Here is a 1,137-nt window from a genome sequence, read left to right on the forward strand (position 1 = left end):
GCGCGCGCCCGCGCCCCGGGCGGCAGCCGCCCGTCCGTCAACACCCCCAACCCCGCCCGCGACATGGACGTCATCCGGGCCGTGCTGGACGAGAAGAAGATCAACTACCTGGGCTTCTCCTACGGCACCTACCTCGGCGCGGTGTACGGCACGCTGTTCCCGGGCAAGCTCGACCGCAACGTGCTGGACTCCTCGGTGCACCCGGAGTGGATCTGGCGCGAGCAGTTCAAGGCCCAGTCGCGGGCCATCCGCGACAACGTGGACGCGTTCTTCGCCTGGGTCGCCGAGCGCGACAGCCGCTACGGCTTCGGCACCACGCCCGCCGAGGTCTTCGCCGCCAGCGAGGACCTGTCGGCCAGGTTCGCGACCGAGCCGTGGCAGGGCTACCTCGACCAGAGCACCTGGGACGTGGTGGTCGGCGGCAACGCCCGGTACCGCGAGATCTGGGACCTGCTCGCCGAGGACATGGCGCTGATCCGGCGCGACGTGCTCGGCGAGGAGGTCGCGCCCGAGCTGGTGTCGGACGCGGCCAGGGCGACGAAGGCGCTCTACGAGCTGGGCATTGCCCAGACCGTGCCGGGCGTGTTCCAGACCGTCACCTGCGAGGCCGACTGGCCGACCGACCTGAACACCTACTACGACGACATGCGGCGCTACCGGGTCGAGTACGCGTACGGGTTCGGCGTGCTGCGCGCCGCGCCGACCGAGTGCACGTTCCGCAGCTTCAAGCCGACCGACAAGGTCACCGACCTCAAGCGGACCAAGTACCCGGTCGGCCTGGTGATCCAGGCGGACTCCGACCCGCAGACGCACTACGACGGCGGACCGGCCATGGCGGCCAGGCTCGACGACGCGCTGGTGTCGGTGTCCGACGAGGGCACGCACGGCCTGTACGCCCGCAACGAGTGCGTCACCGCGCTGGTCGACCGCTACCTGGTGGACGGCGTGCTGCCGGGCAGCCGCACGGAGTGCCCCGGCGCCCCGCGCCCGGACGTCCCGGCCGACGGCGCGTTCGCCGCGAGCGCCGAGACCGCCGACGCCGAGCGCCCGGCCACGGCGCTGAACCTGGAGGCGCGGGTCCGCGACTTCGTCGCCGAGAAGAAGTTCAAGGGCCCCGGCTACTGACGCGGGCTCACC

1 protein-coding gene is annotated in these 1,137 nt (G+C 71.9%); it reads left to right on the top strand.

What is annotated here, in order from left to right:
* Positions 1-1,125, top strand: a 1,125-nt coding sequence (locus ACFV4N_RS43965; RefSeq protein WP_499678642.1) for an alpha/beta fold hydrolase, incomplete at its 5' end; no start/stop codon positions are given.
* Positions 1,126-1,137: the final 12 nt, after the last annotated feature.

It is taken from the genome of Actinosynnema sp. NPDC059797, assembly GCF_042732085.1.
Lineage (GTDB): Bacteria > Actinomycetota > Actinomycetes > Mycobacteriales > Pseudonocardiaceae > Actinosynnema.